General features: G+C 44.5%; 7 protein-coding genes. 4 read left to right on the top strand and 3 right to left on the bottom strand.

Annotation, left to right across the window (positions count from 1 at the left end):
• Both V7K76_RS13380 and V7K76_RS13375 read right to left on the bottom strand, forming a co-directional pair.
• On the bottom strand, positions 1-6,615 hold the full coding sequence (locus V7K76_RS13380) for an amino acid adenylation domain-containing protein (RefSeq protein WP_334776160.1): 6,615 nt from the start codon (positions 6,613-6,615) through the stop codon (positions 1-3).
• Positions 6,616-7,424: 809 nt separating this feature from the next.
• Complete coding sequence (locus tag V7K76_RS13375) at positions 7,425-9,053, bottom strand: energy transducer TonB (protein ID WP_334776159.1); 1,629 nt, start codon at positions 9,051-9,053, stop codon at positions 7,425-7,427.
• Between the two features lie 275 nt (positions 9,054-9,328).
• On the opposite strand from V7K76_RS13375, the gene V7K76_RS13370 reads away from it, so the two are divergent.
• Together V7K76_RS13370 and glsA are read left to right on the top strand one after the other, a co-directional pair.
• Positions 9,329-10,027 (top strand): HAD family hydrolase, encoded by a 699-nt coding sequence (locus V7K76_RS13370; protein ID WP_334776158.1) that lies wholly within the window; start codon positions 9,329-9,331, stop codon positions 10,025-10,027.
• A gap of 29 nt (positions 10,028-10,056) precedes the next feature.
• On the top strand, positions 10,057-10,971 hold the full coding sequence (gene glsA, locus V7K76_RS13365) for a glutaminase A (RefSeq protein WP_334776157.1): 915 nt from the start codon (positions 10,057-10,059) through the stop codon (positions 10,969-10,971).
• On the opposite strand, the gene V7K76_RS13360 is transcribed toward glsA, so the two are convergent.
• Positions 10,936-12,579 carry a hypothetical protein gene (locus tag V7K76_RS13360; protein ID WP_334776156.1) on the bottom strand — a complete coding sequence of 548 codons (1,644 nt, stop codon included), beginning with the start codon at positions 12,577-12,579 and terminating at the stop codon, positions 10,936-10,938. The genes glsA and V7K76_RS13360 overlap by 36 nt on opposite strands.
• A 950-nt stretch (positions 12,580-13,529) precedes the next feature.
• Between V7K76_RS13360 and psaA the strand changes: the two genes are divergently transcribed.
• A complete protein-coding gene (gene psaA, locus V7K76_RS13355) occupies positions 13,530-15,788 on the top strand; it encodes a photosystem I core protein PsaA (RefSeq protein ID WP_334776155.1) in 2,259 nt (752 codons plus the stop codon).
• Positions 15,789-15,906: 118 nt separating this feature from the next.
• Complete coding sequence (psaB, locus tag V7K76_RS13350; protein WP_334776154.1) at positions 15,907-18,132, top strand: photosystem I core protein PsaB; 2,226 nt, start codon at positions 15,907-15,909, stop codon at positions 18,130-18,132.
• The last annotated feature ends 129 nt before the right edge of the window (positions 18,133-18,261 follow it).

The raw sequence follows: 18,261 nt of genomic DNA, 5'->3' as shown, positions 1-18,261 counted from the left end.
TTATTTACGTGAATTATGAGTTTGCTTTTTTCGATTTAGAGCCAATTTCTGTTTTTCAGAGCGGTTATGAATCTTTTTAAAGGAATGTTGTTCTTGCTGTTCTTGACTAAGGTGTTTCGCCAACAAACTGATACTAGGATATTGAAACATTTCTACTACTGAGATATCGCGTTGCAGTTGTTCTCGCAGTTGCGCGTTTACCTGAGAGATCAGTAAAGAATGACCGCCTAGATCGAAAAAGTTATCGTTAATACTAACTTTTTCAAGACCGAGTACTGTTTGCCATGTACTAGCAATGGTCTGCTGTAGCTCTGTTTCGGGAGCCACATAAAGGTTGTTCTGGGTAGAGTAACTTTCTGGCAACGGTAAGAAGCGACGATTGACTTTGCCATTGGGGGTTAAAGGGAGCGCGTCTAAGAATATAAAAGCCGTTGGCACCATGTATTCAGGTAGTTTTTCTCTGAGGAAATCTCGGAGTTGAGGTACTCGTTCACGCGCTAAACTTCCTTGCCAAGGAGTGTTAGCGTAATCGTGCCAAGGACGGGACGAAGGAGGTACAGCAGCAGGCAAACAGAAACATCGAGCCGCATTCGGTGTAGAGCGCTTGAAGATCACGTCATAGCGATCGCCTGCACCATTACCTGACCAAGTAATTTGGACTAAGTAAGGGAAGTCTTTTTCTAATGCCCAGAAGACTTCTGGCTCTATGCCTTCATCTTCAAGGGAGTTTAAAACCTGCTTGATATCGCCTACAGTTTCTGTTGCCTCACTATTTCCCAACCACTGCACGAGCTGAAGGTCTGCGATCGCCCGGGCATTCGGTACACTGGTAAGACCTAAAAATTGAGGTGCAGTTTCTCCTAAGATACGGCGAACTGAGGATAGGGTTAAATCTTCTTTGTTCCAATCGAGCCAGGTGATTTCCTTTGTCTGAGGTGCTTTATCGTCCACATGGAGAATGACATCGTAACGGAATTTGGTTAATTCATTCTGGGAACAGCCACGCTCTAGCAAAATATCAACATGACCAATTTTAGGTAGATCCTGTTTGAGGGCAGTAAAAAAAGCGGGATCGATGACTAATTGTTTTTCCTCAAACAACTGTTTTTGCACACGCTGTTGCAATGTTTCTCTAGAGAGAGTTTCTGATGCCCGATAAAGTTGAACTGAGGCGTGGAATGCTTCTAATAAGGGCAGACTGCGAACATCTCCTAGAAAAATAAAGCCACCTGGTTCTACAGCATTGACTGCCTTTTCCAGAACCTGGAGCAAATAGTCAATGCTTGGGAAATACTGAGCCACAGAGACAATTAACACCGTATCAAAGCTATTCTCTGCCACATCTTCAAAATCTAAAGCACTTCTCTGGCTGAGTATGACTCCTGCTAATGGCTGCTCTAGGGTGTCCAACTGCTGTTGGAGAACTTGCAGGGCATTTTGTGAAGGGTCTGTTGCCCAGTACTGCTGGCAATGAGGGGCAATGCTCAAAAGCATCAGGCCGCTACCTCCACAACCGATTTCTAAAACCCGATTAGGCTGCAAAGCCAAGATGCGCCCGGTGGTTTGCTCCATCCACTCGCGCACTTCTTCGTCTGGAATAGATGCCCCTGTGTAGCTGCTTTCCCAACCTTTGATATAAAAGCCGGAGTGTTGAGTGGCATCAAACTTTTTATAGAGGCTATCAAAAACAGTTTGCCACTGCAAGGTTTGCTGAGTGTCTAACGCTTCTACCGTTTCCGGCTGATATTGCCCAACGACATAAGCAATCAAGCGCTGATGGTCTGAGCGATCGCTGTGAGCAACGACCACGGCTTCTTGAACACCTGGGTGTTGATTCAGTAAGGCTTCTATTTCTCCTAATTCAATGCGGAAACCCCGAATCTTGACTTGATGATCAATGCGTCCGATAAATTCGAGGTTGCCATCACTTAGGTAGCGAACTAAGTCACCTGTCTTGTAAAGACGCTCCCCAGGTTTTGAACTGTAGGGGTTAGGAATAAACTTTTCTGCTGTTAAGTCTGGTCGGTTGAGGTAGCCTCGAGCAACACCGACACCTCCAATATACAATTCGCCAGGAGTTCCTACAGGCACGAGTTGTAGAGAAGGGTCGAGGACATAAGTTTGGACTTGGGGAATGGGTTTGCCAATCGGCACTTCGTCGGCTGTCGATCCTGATAAGTCACAGAGTGTAGCTACAATTGTTGTTTCTGTAGGGCCGTAGGTGTTGACAAGGCGTACTCGTTGACCAACTTGCTGCTGCCACGTTGTTAGGTGTTTTCTGTCAGCTCTTTCGCCACCAATAATCACCAATCGCAGGGAATCGGGAAGTGCCAATTTTGCTGTTGCTAATTCAGAGGTAACTTGGTGCCAAAAGGCGGTAGGTAAATCAAGGACAGTTATCCCCCAATCACGACACTGCTGTAAAAATCGAGGTATTGAACTTAGCATCTCATCTGTACGCAGGATGAGAGCAGCACCGCAGATTAGACAGGGAAAGATTTCTTCAGCAGCAGCATCAAAGCTGATGGAAGCGAATTGCAGCACGCGATCGCTTTGCCCCCCTTCTCTACGAGACGCTCCGCGAACGGCATCGCTTGCTTGTAGTCCATACTCTAAACAGGCAATTTTGGCATAACTGGCTAAAGAGCGATGCTGAATTGTCACGCCCTTGGGAGTTCCCGTCGAGCCAGAGGTGTAAATAATATAGACAAGATTTTCTAGTTGCGTCTGATTAACAAGATTTTCCTGACTTTCTTGGGCGATCGCGCTCTTGTCTGTATCAACGCACACGACTTGTGACTCAAGCGCAGGCAGAACAGCCAGCAGTGATTGCTGAGTCACAAGGACTGACACTTGAGCATCTCTCAAGATTAAAGCAAGACGTTCTTTTGGATAAGCAGGATCTATAGGTACATAAGCACCTCCGGCTTTGAGGATCGCCAAGAGTCCGATCGCCATCTCTAAAGAGCGCTGTATACAAATACCAACTCGCACTTCTGGCCCAACTCCCAGCGATCGCAGATAATGTGCTAGTTTATTCGCACGCTGGTTCAATTCTCTGTAAGTTAAATGCTGGTTTTGAAATACCACCGCGATCGCATCTGGTGTTTGCTCTACCTGTTCCTCAAACAGTTGATGAATGCATTGTTCGGATTGGGAAGGAATTAGGGATTGATTGCGACTAAGTTCTAGTAAATCCTGACGATCTGCCGCGCTCAAAAGTGGTAAGTTGGATAGCCGAGCTTGAGGATTAGCCGCAATGCCTGAGAGCAAATTCTGAAAATGCCTCAGCATTCGGGTAATGGTAGCAGCATCAAAGAGGTCTGTATTGTAATAAAAGGATGCCGCCACTTCTTGCTCTGTAATCTCAATAGACAAGCTCAAATCAAACTGCGCTGTTTCGGTTTCTATTTTTACCAAGCTCAAAGCCAAACCAGGCATTTCTGGTAACTGCGAGTAATCTTGGACATTGAACATCACTTGAAACAGCGGTGTCCGACTTGTATCCCGTTCTGGTTGCACTGCTTCTACCAGTTGGTCGAAGGGCAAATCCTGATGTGTATAGGCTCCTAAAGCTACCTTTTTTACCCGTGTCAGCAACTCATCAAAAGTCGGGTTGCCGCTCATATCTATACGTAGTACTAAGGTATTGACAAAAAAGCCAATTAACTGTTTTATTTCTTCACGATTACGGTTAGCGACAGGTGTTCCGACAGCAATATCATCTTGTCCTGTGTAACGGTAGAGGAAAGTCTCAAATGCTGCCAATAGCAACATGAATACAGTTACACCCTCTTGACGAGCGATCGCCTTTAGTTGCTTGATTACTGCTTCAGACAACTCTATAGATTGTTGAGCGCCGTGTGAGGTTTGCACCGCCGGTCTTGGTCGGTCAGTAGGTAGTTTTAATGCTGCTGGTATACCCTCAAGTTGTTGCTTCCAATAAGAGAGTTGATTTTGCAGAATTTCCCCTTCTAACCATTGTCGCTGCCACTGTGCAAAGTCTTTGTATTGAATAGAAATTTCCGCTAAAGGTGAAGCACTTATAGTTAAGAATGCTGGGTAAAGTAATGCAATCTCTTGTAAAAAGACTTCAGTAGACCAGCCATCAGAGATGATGTGGTGCATCTCCAGCAAAAGAATATGCTCTTGCTGCGCTAGGCGCAAAAGTTTAGCACGTAATAATGGCCCGTGCGTTAGGTCAAAAGGTCGTTGACTTTCTTGAGTCAGTAATTTTTGAACTGCAACATTGCTCTGTAATTCTGTATTTATTACTGATAAAGATAATTTTAAGGAATCAGCAATAATTTGTACTGGCTGTCCGTTGACTGTTGTAAATGTGGTTCTTAAAGTCTCGTGTCGCCGGATAATTTCATTGAGACTTTGTTCTAGTAAAATAATGTCAAGTTGACCTTTGATATTAACAGCTAAGGAAATATTGTAAGCTGGATTTCCTGGTTCTAATCTGTCGAGAAACCATAGTCGCTGTTGGGCAAAAGACAGGGGATATACTTCGGCTGGCTGGACTTGGCTAAGAGACTTTGAGTGGATGAAAGCCTCTGCTGTAATTTGAGCCAGTATCTTGGTGACGAGCGATCGCCCACTCATCCCTTCAAAGAAATCTGCTACAGATACTTCTATTTCTAAATCAACCTCAATCCGATTTTTTAATTCAAATACTTTTAAAGAGTCTAGTCCGAGAGTACTTAATGGTTCTTGTGGATTGATATCATCTGTTGCAATTGAAAGTACTCCCGCCAATAATTCAATTAAATAAGATTCTAGAATCGCTTGACACTCCCTTGGGGAAAGTGCCAAAAGTTCAGAACGTTGTAATTGAGTTTCCTTTCTCGCAATATCACTAATCTTGAGAATGTCACTTTCAACTACATTCAGTTCACCATTCTCAAACTGAGTGCGAGTTGCACGACGTTGAATCTTACCGCTAGAAGTTTTAGGTATACTACCTGGTTTAATTAAAACTACGCCATAAACTTGTACTTCATGTTCTTCAGTAATAGCTTGCCGAATTGCGCTAGCTACTTCTGCCAAATTTGGCTTGGCACGAAACTCTAATTCTTGTACAACTATGAGCCTTTCTTCGTTGTTAACCTCTACTGTAAATGCTGCATTAGCACCAGAACGTAAGGATGGATGACTATGTTCTGCGGTTAATTCGATATCCTGTGGGTAAAGATTGCGACCACGAATAATAATTAAATCTTTTGCCCTACCTGTAATGAAAAGCTCACCATTGTCCAAAAAGCCTAAGTCACCAGTCCGTAAAAACGGCCCCTCTTTTGTGTCTTTGAGATAAGCGTGGAATGTTTGCTCTGTTTCTTCTGTTCGATTCCAATAACCCTGACCTACACTGAAGCCAGATACCCAGATTTCCCCAACTTCATCTGATGAACAGCGAGTTAATGTTTCAGGATTAACAATGACAATCTGCTGTTGAGGAATAGTTTCACCACAACTGACAAAGCTTTGGATATCTTGACTTAGGGGAGTTGCTTCGACTATCTGGTTCTGTGAAAGTGCAGATTTCTCTACAGTTTTGACTTGGGCTAAGGCTGTTTTGATTCCACCAGAAACTATCAAAGTTGCTTCCGCCATGCCGTAACATGGATAGAACGTTTCCGGACGAAAGCCACACTCTGCAAAGGTGGTTGCAAATAGTTCAAGAGTATCTTGCCGGACTGGTTCAGCACCGTTAAACGCGACATTCCAACTACTCAAGTCAAGAGTTTCTTTTTGTTCTTGAGTAATCCTTTGAACACATTGTTCATAAGCAAAGTTAGGACCACCACTCGTGGTGCCTTTATAGTGAGATATAGCCTGTAACCAGCGATAAGGTCGTTGTAAAAAAGATGCTGGCGACATTAAGATACAAGGAAAACCGCCATACAAAGGTTGCAAAATCCCACCAATCAACCCCATATCATGGTAAACAGGCAGCCAGGATACAAACTTGCTGCTGGGTGAATGTTCCATGAGTTGGTAAGTTACAGCAGCATTGTGCAGCAGATTGCCATGACTGAGCATGACTCCCTTGGGTGTCCCTGTAGAACCCGATGTGTATTGCAGAAAGGCTAGGGTATCCCCATTGATTGCAGGTTGTTGCCAAGAATCTTCTATACCCTGTGCTATGTTGTCAGTTGTCAGCCAGTGAAAATTTCCCTGTTTTGTTTCGGGTGTGAGTATTGATTGTAATGTGGGAAGCATTGCTGTTGTAGTGAGAGCAATACTTGCCTGTGCATCTATGCTAATAGCTTGTATTCTGGGCGTTTTACGTTGATTGCTAGGTGGATAAGCTGGAACAGCCACTACTCCAGCATATAGACAACCAAAAAATGCTGTTAGGTAATCCAGTCCAGGAGGATACAGTAATATGGCACGTTCTCCACTCAAACCAAGAGCTTGGAGTTGAGCTGCTACAGCCCGACTGCGCCGATCCAATTCATGGTAAGTCAGCGTTAATTCCTGAGTCTCTCCATCTTCAAGAAAAGTGAACGCTTGTGTGTGCGGCATCTTGAAACTGCGATCGCGCAGAATATCAACGATAGTCGCACACTGAGGGAGAATTTCTTGGAAGTTATTGATAAATTTACTCATTATTATGCTTCAGGTAATCAGATGCACACAAACAATAGTGGCAAAATTAATCTCACACTCACTTCTGACTGAACAAGGGTTTGAGCAGTTTTTGTGGGTATCTTAATTTAAAAATTCACTTAAATACAGCTAACCTTAAACTGACATACCTCTTTCTGGCTCAAAGTGCTGCGTTTACAGGATTATTTAATTGAATAGACATCTCCAGAAATTAAATATGCGTTATCCAGAATCCTTGTAGAGACGTAGCACTGCTACGTCTCTACATTCATTTTCGGAGATGTCTAATTGGTAAAACTCAAAGAACACCTCAATCCTGCTCTAGGGAAGACAGGGCGAAATTAGTAAGTCAGGTATGTAAGCTTCTATATTGCTAGTAATTTTCATTTAGACTTTCTTACATTACTAGGGATTGTGGCATTTAGCAATCCTGTAATTAATAGCAAATAATTATCAATATTGGAAATATGTGTCGTTTTAGACTATTACCAAAATATTCTATGACTTTTGATAGATGTCAACGACTGGAAAAAGTCTAGAGAACCTAATCCACTTAGACTCAGCGTGTCATAAACAGGTACGCGACAACTGTGTTGTGCGTAGGCGCAGCCCGCCGTAGGTATCGCAACGAAATAAACCTGGTTTTATTGAGAATATGGCGATGTAGTGCCCTCATCCCCTAACCCCTTCTCCCAAAGATGGGAGAAGGAGAACTAGAGTTAATGTCTCCCCTCTCCCATCTTTGGGAGAGGGGCTGGGGGTGAGGGAAAAGATTTAAGCAAAATTGGGATGCTCCCGTTTCCCTGTTGTTAGCCACCATCCCTCCATAAATTTAGTTCGCCATAAACATTGATATCAAATGTAAATTCAATATCAATGTAGTTCTTGGGATATCCTCTGGGCAAAGGTGCAAAAGGTGCAGCTCGCTGTATCGCATTCATTGCTACTTCATCAGTCACACGAAATCCAGAGGTTTGTACAATATTGAGATTGTTAACTTCACCTGAACGATTAATAGTGAAGTTAAGCACCGTTCGCCGATTAGACTGGCTCATTCCTGGTAGCCACTGCTGCTGAACGCGTTGCTTTAATTTGTTTAAATAAGAGGTGAGGTCTACATCTTGACTGCTGGCATCAATACCAGAAGTCCCAATGCGATCGCGGTTGGAATTAGGCACAGCTGCGAGTTGATCGCCGCGATAATTCTGACTAGATACCCCCACAGTACCACCCAACAAACTTGCTGCACCTGTTTTTAGAGATGACTCAGCTTGAGGTAGTGTTCGCCCACTAAATCCAACTCTCGACTGCCCTAACTTCTTAGGATTCCTGGGTACTGGTAGTGTTGTAGCTCTTTCAAGTGCTGTTTTTCCCAATTGGGCTGGCGGTGGCGTAGTCATTGGTGCTACCGCAATTTTCTTAGAATTAGGTACTTGCGCTGTAGTTGCAGGTGCTGAAGGTATTTGCCTTGGGTTAAATACTAAAGGTGTTGTCAAAGGCGCTGTTTTAAGACGCGCAACTGGCTGTGGCGTAGTAATCGCTGCTACTGCAATTTTCTTAGAATTAGGTACTTGCGCTGTAGTTGCAGGTGCTGAAGGTATTTGCCTTGGGTTAAAAACTAAAGGTGTTGTCAAAGGCGCTGTTTTAAGACGCACAACTGGCTGTGGCGTAGTAATCGCTGCTGCTGCAATTTTTTGAGAGTTAGGTACTTGCGCTGTAGTTGCAGGTGCTGAAGGTATTTGCCTTGGGTTAAAAACTAAAGGTGTTGTCAAAGGCGCTGTTTTAAGACGCGCAACTGCCTGTGGCGTAGTAATCGGTGCTACTGCAATTTTTTGAGAGTTAGGTACTTGCGCTGTAGTTGCTGGTACTGAAGGTATTTGCCTTGGGTTGGGTGCTGTTTTAACAAATGGAACTGGTAGTCGTGTGATCATTGGTGCTACTGCAATTTTTTGAGAGTTAGATACTTGTGTCTCACTTGCAGATGCTGATGCCGTTTTTGGAGATTTGGATTGCGATTGTTGACCAGAGCGATTTGGTAATTCCGTTTTCTGCTGCTGCCGTCCTGTCTGGAATACCTTGAGAGGAGATGAGGCTGTTAAGTCAAAAGAACGCTCGTTATCGGCTTTCTGTCCTGCCAGATTCGCTGACTTCACCCCCAAAACAGGTCTTTTTGGCAAAGCTTTACCACCGGCAAGAGAATTTTTGGTAGCCCTCAATGAGGAAGGAGGAGTTATGTCTGTTTTCTGAGGAGGAACTTCAACTATCTCGATTGGAATCTCTTGGCTAATTTCTTGCTTCGGCTCAGGCATCAAAGCTCTGTACCAATATTTGCTCCCCACTAAAAAAATAGAGTGTAGCAGGATAGAAGTAACTACACCTTGGAGTAGATCGAAAGGGCGCACACTCCGATGGTAGAGAAATTTATCAGATGAAGCCATGTGATTGTACTTTCTTTAATAGCATCCTCAGCAGTCTATTTATAGAGTACAAGTTTCTGTTATTTTCGGTTGTCTATAATTCCTCGCACAAGGGCATGAAAAAGCAGGGGAGCTCTTAGCTGGGAGCAAGGGAGAAAAACCACCCATAAAGGGTGTTGCTCTCTACCATTGGAAAAAAGGGGCAGAGGGGCTTTTGCCCACAAGGGGGCAAGGTTTGTACCTTTTAGATACAAAACGCTGTATGCTTTGAAATCTGACTTTTTTAGGAGTTATATATGGTCGGGGTAATATTTGATCTAGACGGAACTCTTTGGAATATATCTAGTATATGTGCAGATGCTTGGAATCAAGCAATTAAGATTGCTAATATTCCGAGAACTCCTATCACTGAGGATGATATTAATGGGGTAAGTGGTCTTCCTTTTATAGAATGTATAAAAAATATTTTTCCAGACATAGAAGAGGAACATATTGATAAATTTTCTCTTTTAATAGAAGACTGTGAAAAGCAAGAGATAAAAACTAGAGGTGGAACTTTATATGAGGGTGTTTCAGAATATTTAGATACTTTGTCCGCTCAGGTTCCCTTGTTTTTAGTTAGCAATTGTGAGTATTGGTACTTACAATTATTTCTTTCTATGCCTTTAAACACTAGTAATACAAACAAAACTTTTAGGGATATCTTTGTAGACTCAGAGTGTTTTGGCAGAACTCAAAAACCCAAAGCTGACAATATCATTGCAATCTGTCAGCGTAATAGCTTGAAAAAGGCAATTTATGTTGGAGATACAGAAAGTGATAGATTAGCAGCTATGAAAGCAGGGGTTGATTTTATTCACGCCTCCTATGGATTTGGTTATGTAGAATCAGCAAATTTAAAGAGTGCAGCTTCTTTTAGTGAAGTTGTCGATATACTTTTAACTCTTATCAATCCACCATCAGTAGCGATAGAAAATATTACAACGAGTTTATAAACTAGAAATGGTTTTAGCGGATATCACTTTTGAAAAGACTTGACAGACTAACGACTACAGAGGTGTCAGCTTGGGTACAACAAGCGAAAACTAAAGCTGAATACGGAAAAGTTATCGATCGCATTCCGCAATTAGCTAAAGCTTATTTTAGCTGGTTTGCAGTTCACATCTGCTGTAAATCGGGCAAAACCATCAGTTTTGGGGATACAGCTTGTGTTTTCCCGCTAATGAGTGTGATTAAGACATTTTCCCTACTTTATCTGCTAGAACATCTCGGAGCAGAAACAGTTTTCGGCTGGGTTGGGGTGGAACCATCGGATGCACCCTTCAATTCTTTAGAACAATTAGTTAGCGATCGCGGCCATCCCCGCAACCCGATGATTAATAGTGGGGCAATTACCCTCGCTGATAAGTTACCAGGAAAAGACGCTAATCAACGCACTTTTTTATTTTGTCAATGGCTCAACCAATTAGCCGATTGCCAACTAAGCTTAGATGAGGTAATGCTGGCTTCAGTTCGATTAACTCGTTCAGCAGCCAATGAAGCGATCGCAAACTATCTTGCCGAAGCCGGTTATCTAGAAAATATTGAAATAGCCCTTGACACATACGAGCAAATATGCTGTATGTCTGGGCGAGTTGAAGATTTAGCCCTGTTAGGAAAACTCCTAGCTTGTGAAAACAGCAGTTTGTCTGCACAAAACCGCCGAATTGTCAATGCTGTGATGTTAACTTGTGGATTGTACGAAGCTTCTGCCGAGTTTGCAGTCAGAGTTGGTTTACCGATGAAATCAGGGATTGGTGGTGGACTTGTAGCAATAGTACCAGGTGAGGGAGCGATCGCTTGTTACAGTCCCGCCTTGGATAATATCGGAAATCCTGTAGGTGCGATCGCATTCGTTGAAACTTTAGCGCAAGAGTTGCAGCTGAGTGTCTTTGGTTGATTCAGGAGTTGGTGTTACCTCTGCCTGTGGTTCTGGTGTCGGAGACTCAATAATCTCTGGCGGCGTGGGTGGCAAACTGGGAGATGGCGTAACTGTTACTTGTGGGGTAGGAACTTTACCAGTCCCACGGTTGAAATATCCACCAAATCGAGATTTTGTTGGTTTAGGCGTAACTTTTTCAGGTAACGGCGTTGACTCAGGAGTTGGCGTTACCGTTGGCTGTGGTTCTGGTGTTGGCGTAATTATTTCTGGTGCTGGAGACTCAATAATCTCTGGCGGCGTGGGTGGCAAACTCGGAGATGGTGTAACTGGTGCTTGTGGGGTAGTGACTTTACCAGTCCCACGGTTGAAAAATCCACCCAATCTAGGTTTTGTTGGTTTAGGCACAACTTTTTCAGGTAATGGCGTAGATTCAGGGGTTGGTGTTACCGTTGGCTGTGGTTCTGGGGACTCAATAATTTCTGGTGGTGTCGGGGACAAGCTGGGAGATGGTGAAGCCGTTGGAACTTCTAATGTTGGTTTTTCTGGCTGTATTTTGGATTCTTTGGGAATTTCCGTTTCAGGAATGGGCTGTTTTTCTACTTTCGGTTGTATTTTGGGTGTTTTTTCAACAGAAGGTGTCGGTGTGGGTTTAGGTGCAAGTTTATAATTCAGGTCTACAATACCGCGCACCTCAGCTGCTGTGAGTTCTCCTCTGATAATTCTTGATAGAGTATCTTTACCCTTTGGCTGGTAGTCAATCAATCTAACTGTGGTATTAAAGGCATTTTTGACAGCATTTCCCTGATTATCGAGAAATTCCAGTTTTACCCAATTTTTTCCTGGATGGAAGCCTTTAAGGTAAACTGTCTGCCAGCGATCGAAAATAAAGCTTTCACCATTAATTGTGACGCGAATCCGCCAATCACTAAATCCTTCGTTAGCGTTTTCCTTCAGGGCGAGGTGTAGGGGCGCGTTAGTTAGGTAAAAGTCCAGTAAGATTGGTTCTGTTCCGTAGTTACCTTGAGGATTGCTGTAAGTTAGCAGGGGTAATTTGGAATCTGGATTGTTATCGTCAGTTTTTGTGAAAACGTGAAATGTTGTCTGGGCATAAGCGCCTTCATTTTTGAAGCTTTCATCCCAAGGACGGGAGGCAAAGACGCGCAGGGTATGAGTACCTGGGGATAAGTCTGGTAAAATCAAAGGCTGATTCAGGTCGTAAACAGCTATATGAGGTTGATTATCCAGAATTACGTGTAGATGGGGCCCCAGTTGTAATTGTGGATTTTTAAATATTGGTAGATCCTTTACCTGAAAACTGGCTGTAACTTTATTATCTTGGAATACTTCATCAGGGTTTGGAGTAACAATTGTCACTTGTGGCTGATAAACTTCCAAAATTGGACGCAGTTCTTGAATAACATCTGGTGGGGAAACTTCCGAAAACTGCTTAGAAATTTGAGAAATCTGAGGAGAGTTTTCTCTATAGATAGTAGATACTTCCTGGCTAGCGACTTTCTCGCCGCAACTGGTCAAGCTTAATACCAGCACCAATGTCATTACCCACCTGAGAATCGAGAACCTCTCAGGGATAAATTTCTCTAACACCCTTTTCAGCCACAAGTTCATGTGTTGCACCCAGTGATAGTCTTCGATAATTGACAGATTTATTTTGGCTTAAACTGTCCATCTGGAACTATAGCCCAAAAGGTGAAATCTGCCTCAGATCGCATGGTTTTCTTGTATATCTCAGGAAATTTTAACGGGTTGCGCTGATTCCTCTGCAACTTTTCTCAGATGAAGTTGGGGATTGGGGATGGGAAAGAAATTCTTTTAAGATTCGCTGGGGGTATGAATCCCTGACTTTTCAGGTTATGTGGAAAAGTCCACCAACGGACTTCCAAATAAAAAAATATTCAATTAACTCTTGTGGGGTGGGCATCTTGCCCGCCATATCGACTGGGCGGGCAAGATGCCCACCCCACAACATTTGGATAATTTATTTCTTGGAGTTCCCCAAAAACCTAACCCTCAACTCGTTGCGGGAAGGGGGATAATTCAAAGTCTCTCTCCTCTGAGGATAGAGATTTAGAGAGAGGTTTTCCAGATGACCTGAATTGTCAGGCAGGTATGAATCCACATACCTAATATTCCCAATCTCCAATCCCGATTAAAAAAAAAGTCATATTCATTACAGCGTTTTACTTAAGAAAATTGAAATATGACATAAATGTTCATGAGTAATAGCCGCAAAAGCTGGAACATCGGCTATGTAGAGCCAAACCATAAATCTTACGAATTGTTATCCTTTGTAAATTAAATAGATAATCTATTGACTTTTGGGAAAAAAGTTTGAAGTTAAAAGCCAGTTAAGGCAGTAATTCCAGCAATATTCGGGCAAGTTTGAATTATTGTTAAAATATCTCCAACAATGTACAAGTGAAGACTCTATAATTCAACGAGAAACAACTCTCCACATGGGGTCTTCATCGTGGCTTCAGTAAAATTCTGGAGTAGTCGGTAATGGTTCATTTTGTGGTATTAATGATTCCTCATTCCTTATCAAGAGAGGAGGTCGAATGACAATAAGTCCTCCGGAGCGAGAGGAAAAAAAGGCAAGAGTAATCGTCGATAACAATCCAGTTCCAACCTCATTCGAGAAATGGGCGCAACCTGGACACTTTGACAGATCCTTGGCCAGAGGTCCCAAAACCACCACATGGATTTGGAACCTGCACGCACTCGCCCATGATTTTGATACACATACAAGCGATTTAGAAGAGATATCCCGCAAGATATTCTCAGCCCACTTCGGCCACCTGGCTGTAGTGACAATCTGGTTGAGCGGGATGATTTTCCACGGCGCGAAGTTTTCTAACTACGAAGCTTGGTTAAGCGACCCATTAAACGTTAAACCAAGTGCCCAAGTTGTTTGGCCCATTGTCGGGCAAGACATTTTAAACGGTGATGTTGGCGGTGGTTTCCACGGTATTCAAATCACCTCCGGTTTGTTCCAAGTATGGCGCGGTTGGGGGATCACAAACTCCTTCCAACTTTACGTAACAGCGATCGGTGGCTTGGTACTAGCAGGCTTATTCCTATTTGCCGGCTGGTTCCACTACCACAAACGCGCTCCCAAACTGGAATGGTTCCAGAATGTGGAATCAATCCTCAACCACCACTTGCAAGTATTGCTAGGTCTTGGTTCCTTGGGATGGGCAGGTCACTTAATCCACGTGTCCGCACCGACCAACAAGCTTTTGGATGCAGGCGTTGCCATCAAAGACATACCCTTGCCCCACGAGTTCATCTTGAACAAAGACTTGTTGACGGAACTGTATCCCGGCTTTGCTGCTGGTTTAGCACCTTTCTTCACCTTGAACTGGGGTCAGTATGCTGACTTCCTTACCTTCAAGGGCGGTCTGAACCCAGTAACAGGCGGCTTGTGGCTGACAGATATTTCCCATCACCACTTGGCGATCGCAGTTCTCTTTATCATTGCTGGTCATCAATACCGTACCAACTGGGGTATTGGTCACAGCATTAAAGAGATCCTAGAAAACCACAAAGGCCCTTTCACCGGCGAAGGTCACAAAGGTCTCTACGAAAACCTGACCACATCTTGGCACGCTCAATTGGCTACTAACCTAGCCTTCTTGGGTTCGCTGACCATCATCATCGCGCATCACCAATACGCGATGCCCCCCTATCCATATTTGGCAACTGACTACGCTACTCAGCTAGCTCTGTTTACTCACCATACTTGGATCGGTGGCTTCTTAATCGTTGGTGGAGCGGCTCACGCTGCGATCTTCATGGTGCGGGATTACGATCCAGTTGTGAACCAAAACAACGTGCTGGATCGGGTAATTCGTCACCGGGATGCGATTATTTCTCATCTAAACTGGGTGTCTATATTCCTTGGCTTCCATAGCTTTGGGCTTTACATCCACAACGACACAATGCGCGCATTGGGTCGTCCTCAAGACTTGTTCTCTGATACAGGAATTCAATTGCAGCCAGTATTTGCCCAGTGGATACAAAATATCCACGCCTTGGCTCCTGGTACAACTGCACCTAATGCCCTAGAACCAGTTAGCTATGTCTTTGGCGGCGGTATTTTGGCTATTGGCGGGAAAGTGGCAGCTGCACCAATCACTTTGGGTACAGCGGACTTCCTAATTCACCACATTCACGCCTTTACCATTCACGTCACCGTCCTAATTCTGCTCAAAGGTGTGCTGTACGCCCGTAGCTCTCGTCTGATTCCAGACAAAGCAAACCTGGGCTTCCGCTTCCCCTGCGACGGGCCAGGTCGTGGCGGTACCTGCCAAGTGTCTGGTTGGGATCACGTATTCCTCGGACTTTTCTGGATGTACAACTCCATATCGATTGTAATTTTCCACTTCAGTTGGAAGTTACAGTCGGATGTTTGGGGAACAGTAGATGCAGATGGTGTAGTGACTCACATCACTGGTGGTAACTTTGCCCAAAGTGCTATCACCATCAACGGTTGGTTGCGTGACTTCTTGTGGGCACAAGCTACGCAAGTCATCAACTCCTACGGAAGTGCGCTGTCTGCTTATGGTCTAATTTTCTTAGGCGCTCACTTTGTTTGGGCATTCAGCTTGATGTTCCTGTTCAGTGGTCGCGGCTACTGGCAAGAACTGATTGAGTCCATTGTTTGGGCGCATAACAAACTGAAGGTAGCCCCAGCAATCCAGCCTCGCGCTCTGAGCATTATTCAGGGTCGGGCTGTAGGGGTAGCTCACTACCTCTTGGGAGGAATTGCTACAACTTGGGCATTCTTCCACGCACACATCCTTTCAGTAGGATAGCAATCAGGAAATTTTGGATTTGAGATTTTAGATTTGAGATTCAATCAAAAATCTAAAATCCAAAATCCAAAATTCAGCTGGTATTTGATGGCTAAAGGTCAGAGGAATTATTAAACCTATGGCGACAAAATTTCCGAAATTTAGCCAGGATCTCGCACAGGACCCGACGACTCGTCGGATATGGTATGCGATCGCTACAGGCAACGACTTTGAAACCCATGATGGCATCACAGAGGAAAATCTTTACCAAAAGATTTTCGCTACTCACTTCGGTCACTTGGCAATCATCTTCCTGTGGGCATCCAGCCTCCTGTTCCACGTAGCCTGGCAAGGTAACTTTGAACAGTGGATTAAAGATCCCCTTCACATCCGTCCAATCGCCCACGCGATTTGGGACCCCCACTTTGGTAAACCAGCGATCGAAGCTTTTACCCAAGCGGGCGCTAGCAATCCAGTAAACATTACCTACTCTGGTCTCTACCATTGGTGGTATACCATCGGTCTGCGGAATAACGGCGAACTGTACAACGGTTCAGTGTTCTTGCTGTTATTCGCGGCTGTATTATTGTTCGCTGGTTGGCTACACTTGCAACCCAAGTACCGTCCTAGCTTGGCATGGTTTAAGAGCGCGGAACATCGCCTAAACCACCACTTAGCAGGTTTGTTTGGTGTTAGTTCTTTGGCTTGGGCTGGTCACTTAATTCACGTTGCTGTCCCCGAAGCTCGCGGTCAGCACGTAGGTTGGGATAACTTCCTGAATACCCCACCCCATCCAGCCGGTTTGACACCATTCTTTACAGGCAACTGGGGTGTTTACTCTCAAAACCCTGACACTCCTGGACATATCTTCGGGACATCGCAAGGTGCTGGAACTGCAATTCTGAGTTTCTTGGGTGGTTTCCATCCCCAGACAGAAGCTTTGTGGCTGACTGACATCGCTCATCACCACTTAGCGATCGCAGTTTTATTCATTGTTGCTGGTCACATGTACCGGACAAACTTTGGGATTGGTCACAGTCTCAAGGAAGCCTTGAATGCCAAGAATTTCTTTGGTATTCCAGTTGAAGGCCCGTTCAACCTACCTCACCAAGGTATCTACGACACCTACAACAACTCCCTGCACTTCCAATTGGGATGGCACTTAGCAGCGTTAGGTGTTGTTACTTCCCTGGTAGCGCAGCACATGTACTCACTGCCTTCCTACGCATTTATTGCGAAGGACTACACAACACAGGCAGCGTTGTACACGCATCACCAGTATATTGCTGGCTTCCTGATGCTTGGTGCTTTTGCTCACGGAGCAATCTTCTGGGTTCGTGATTACGATCCAGAGCAAAACAAGGGTAACGTTCTTGAACGTGTACTACAGCACAAAGAAGCGATTATTTCCCACCTCAGCTGGGTATCCCTTTTCTTGGGCTTCCACACCCTTGGTTTGTACGTACATAACGACGTAGTAGTTGCTTTCGGCACTCCTGAAAAGCAAATCTTGATTGAGCCAGTGTTTGCTCAATTCGTCCAAGCTGCTAACGGTAAAGTACTGTACGGTTTAGACACCTTACTATCTAACCCCGATAGTATTGCTTACACAGCATGGCCCAACTACGCTAACGTTTGGTTGCCAGGCTGGTTAGATGCCATCAATGCTGGTACTAACTCCTTGTTCTTGACAATCGGCCCTGGCGACTTCTTGGTTCACCATGCGATCGCCTTAGGTCTGCACACCAGCACTTTGATCTTGGTCAAAGGTGCTTTGGATGCCCGTGGTTCTAAGCTGATGCCCGATAAAAAGGACTTCGGCTATGCCTTCCCTTGCGACGGCCCCGGTCGTGGCGGTACTTGCGACATCTCAGCTTGGGATTCCTTCTACCTCGCTACATTCTGGGTACTTAATACCCTTGGTTGGGTTACGTTCTACTGGCATTGGAAACATCTCGGTGTTTGGCAAGGCAACGTCGCTCAGTTCAATGAGAACTCTACATATCTCATGGGCTGGTTCCGCGATTACCTCTGGGCTAACTCTGCTCAGTTGATTAACGGTTACAACCCCTACGGCGTGAATAACCTATCTGTCTGGGCTTGGATGTTCTTGTTTGGACACCTAGTTTGGGCTACTGGTTTCATGTTCTTAATCTCCTGGAGAGGTTACTGGCAAGAGTTGATTGAAACCCTTGTTTGGGCACACGAACGCACTCCTCTAGCTAACCTAGTTCGCTGGAAAGACAAGCCCGTTGCTCTGTCCATCGTTCAAGCTCGTGTAGTTGGTCTAGCTCACTTCACTGTTGGCTATGTCGTAACTTACGCCGCATTCTTGATTGCTTCTACTGCTGGTAAGTTCGGTTAATTCGGCTGCTAGTTTTGTAGATAAGTAATAAAAATCCCCTGCCGCAAGGTGGGGGATTTTTTTGGGTTTTGGGTGCGGAGGATGGGAAAAATAAAGAAGGGGCGGGCAAGATGCCCACCCCACAAGACA

Origin of the sequence: Nostoc sp., from assembly GCF_036917975.1 — a bacterium.
GTDB lineage: Bacteria > Cyanobacteriota > Cyanobacteriia > Cyanobacteriales > Nostocaceae > Nostoc.
Note: the sequence above shows the minus strand (reverse complement) of the source record. Positions and strands in the feature narration are given on the sequence as shown.